At 35.5% G+C, this 2,810-nt stretch carries 1 protein-coding gene and 1 pseudogene; both read left to right on the top strand.

All coding sequences use genetic code 11. The features are described 5' to 3' along the window. The first annotated feature begins 143 nt into the window (after positions 1-143). A complete protein-coding gene (locus C6H22_RS08395) occupies positions 144-1,583 on the top strand; it encodes a saccharopine dehydrogenase family protein (RefSeq protein WP_104694812.1) in 1,440 nt (479 codons plus the stop codon). Between the two features lie 79 nt (positions 1,584-1,662). Then, positions 1,663-2,810: pseudogene (locus C6H22_RS08390) on the top strand (site-specific DNA-methyltransferase); the annotation flags it as partial.

The following is a 2,810-nucleotide window of genomic DNA, read 5'->3' as shown; positions in this document are numbered from 1 at the left end:
AGTTAGGTTCAAAACACTAGTAGATAAGCTAGATTCTATACAACACGCAACCAACATAGGAAGAAACATAGTATCAATCAATAACTAAATGCTATAATACAACTCAAACTACTTAATGTTTTACTTTATTGTAAGGATGTATTATGGCTTGTGTTTTACAAATCGGTGCAGGTGGCGTAGGTGGTGTGGTAGCACACAAAATGGCGATGAATAGAGAGGTTTTTTCACGCATTATCTTAGCTTCTCGCACACTAGATAAATGCAAAGTGATAGCAGATTCTATCAAGCAAAAAGGCTTAGGTGAGATTGAGATAGATTGTGTGGATGCAGATAGTGTCGAATCTATGGTGGCTTTGATAGAAAAATACAAGCCAAAGCTTGTGGTAAATGTCGCTTTGCCTTATCAAGATTTGAGCATTATGGAAGCGTGTCTAAGGACAAAGACACATTATTTAGATACCGCAAACTATGAGCACCCAGATTCTGCGCATTTTGAGTATAAAGAGCAATGGGCATACGACACACGCTACAAAGAAGCAGGGATTTTTGGGCTTTTGGGAAGTGGATTTGACCCGGGTGTTACCAATGTCTTTTGCGCGTATGCACAAAAACATTATTTTGATGAGATTCACAGCATAGACATACTTGATTGTAACGCAGGGAATCACGGCTATGCATTTGCAACAAACTTTAATCCTGAAATTAATTTACGCGAAGTTAGCTCTAAGGCGAGGTTTTGGAGCAAAGACAAAGACTTATCCAAAAACACAGACCTAAAAAAAGACATCATTTATCGTAAGTTTGAGCGAGAAGAAAAGCATTTTAGCCTAGATGCAAATACACAAGATTTAAAAAATGAAAGTTACTTTGGCGGGCAGTGGCAGGATGTAGCACCGCTTGATTTGATGAAAGAATGGGAATATATAGAAGTGGGCACAAAAAATAGCTATCTACTCTATCACGAGGAGCTAGAATCTCTTGTTCGCAATATCAAGGGATTAAAACGGATTAGGTTTTTTATGACATTTGGAGAATCCTATCTCACACATATGAAATGCTTGGAGAATGTAGGGCTTTTGCGTGTCGATGAAATAGAGTATAACGGGCAAAAAATCGTGCCTATACAAGTGCTAAAGACACTTTTACCAGATCCAGTCTCTCTAGCGCCTCGCACCAAAGGACAAACGCACATCGGTTGCTATATCAAAGGCTTGAAAAATGGCAAAGAGCGAACAATTTATATCTATAATATCTGTGATCACGAGGCGTGTTATAAAGAAGTCAATGCCCAAGGTGTGAGTTATACCACAGGCGTGCCAGCAATGATTGGTGCAAAGTTACTCATCGAGGGTAAATGGGGCATAGGAGCATTAAAAATACAAAATAACGCAGATAATAGCGATATGCCAAAAGGTGGGGAAAATCAGGGAGTAGATTCTAATAATGGTGGTGGCGTGTGGAATATGGAGCAAAACGACCCCGATCCATTTATGGCAGAGCTAAATAAGCAAGGACTTCCCTATGTCGTGTGTGAGATAGATTCTAAAGGGGAGAGAAAAGTGCTAGAGGATGGGAGAAAGTAAATACAACCTTCTTTAAACTTAATAAAAACTTTTTATAATAGAATCTAATATTTAGGGACAATATTTTTAAGGGAAAGCTATGGATTACAGACGAGCCTTTTTTTCACAATTAGAATCTATGTATCTTGGAGTGCAAATAGAGGATACTCAAAACCTATTTAATACAGACAAAATACAAAAAAGTGGCTTTATCAATCTACTCAAAATAAAATCACAATACTTCAAAACTATCAAAGAAAAACTAGAAAAAGAGGAAGTAAAATATCCTATTTACAATAAACTTTATAATTTTTTTGGAAGCTATCTCAATGAAACAGGCACGCCCTTTTTCTATGATACGCCCTTGCACAAAAACATTTACGCTAGAGTGTATACTAATTCTAAAGATACAAGCCTTTTTTATAAAACACAAAATCTCTATTATGTCAAATCTGATGTCATCTATCATAATGCCGAGATTAAGAGCGAAGATTCTAACTATACCTTTATCTTTGATACAAGTTACTTTACCCCAAATAGTGATAATGCCAAAAACAAGGCTATTTTTAAGTTTAAAATAGATGAAGAGATTAGAATCTATGTGCTAAACAACAAAGAAGAGCTACAAGATCTCCCCAATGTCTTTAAACAAAATAGTAGTGATTTAAGCGATGAATTTATCAAAGCCCTAAAAGACAAGCAAATACGGCTACAAGAAGAAGAAATAAAAAAGATTCTATACGCTTACAAAAAGCAAAATGAAGTCGACTTTTTTATCCACAAAAACGCAAGAGCCTTTTTGCAAGAGCAGTTTAATCTATGGATGTTTAAATATGTAGTAGATGATATTACAGATTGGAGTAAAGAAAAGATTGATGAGCTAAATCAACTCAAAAAAATAGCCTTTAGAATCATTGACTTGATAGCGGATTTTGAAGATGAGCTAAAAGCAATTTGGTGTAAGCCAAAGTTTGCTAAAAATGTGCATTATGTCTTTAGTCTTGATACTATCTCTAATCACGCTAGAGATTCAGAGCAAATACTAGAATCTATCTTTCAAGACACAGGCTTTAAACAGCAAATCAAAGAATGGCAAGAGCTAAAACTCATAGATGAGCATTTTGAAATCAAAAATATTAATGATGAGAAATTCAGATTCCTTCCCCTTGATACGAAATATTTGAGCGAAGAGAATTATTATAAGCTTTTGGGTGCATTTGATAATTTGGATGAGATTTTACATGGAGA

The sequence above is a fragment of the Helicobacter equorum genome, assembly GCF_900198655.1.
GTDB lineage: Bacteria > Campylobacterota > Campylobacteria > Campylobacterales > Helicobacteraceae > Helicobacter_F > Helicobacter_F equorum.
This window is presented reverse-complemented; position numbering and strand designations above follow the sequence as displayed.

Excerpts from the sequence above, each read along its gene's own strand:
- C6H22_RS08395 (WP_104694812.1), top strand. The coding sequence starts at position 144 with ATGGCTTGTGTTTTACAAATCGGTGCAGGTGGCGTAGGTGGTGTGGTA.